Origin of the sequence: Pseudomonas sp. SH10-3B, assembly GCF_019891415.1 — a bacterium.
In the GTDB taxonomy this organism is placed as follows: Bacteria; Pseudomonadota; Gammaproteobacteria; order Pseudomonadales; family Pseudomonadaceae; genus Aquipseudomonas.
In genome coordinates this window covers 1-375 of the sequence record NZ_JAFLXD010000142.1, presented here as the reverse complement: position 1 = coordinate 375, position 375 = coordinate 1, and the positions used below count along the sequence as shown (strand labels likewise).

At 57.6% G+C, this 375-nt stretch carries 1 protein-coding gene; it reads right to left on the bottom strand.

What is annotated here, in order from left to right:
- Positions 1 to 172: 172 nt before the first annotated feature.
- Positions 173 to 375 (bottom strand): hypothetical protein (locus J1G35_RS30720; protein WP_223016885.1); only part of this gene is annotated, 203 nt, incomplete at its 5' end.

The following is a 375-nucleotide window of genomic DNA, read 5'->3' as shown; positions in this document are numbered from 1 at the left end:
CCCGCGTTGGGGTGCGAAGCGCCCCTTAGGAAGACAAATGCGGTGTATCAGGCACGCCTCTGCGCCGGGTTTTGGGGCTGCTGCGCAGCCCAACGCGGAACAAGCCCGCTCGCCACAAGAATGCGGTCGCCTGAAATTGCTTATGCGAGACTCAAGACGTTAGGGGGAAATTTTAGACCTTTAAAATCAGAAAGTTATTTTGAGTTTGGTAAGAGTTGTCGAGCCCTGGCGAGGCTGCGATGGCGGCGGCATTGCCAACTTCTATGGTGCCTGACACACCGCTATCGCAGCCTCGCTGAAGCTCGACAGCTCCTACAGGGGATCGGTTGTGGTTGTTGGATTTCGGTTCGCAGGGCTGGTGCGGCGGATGCAGCC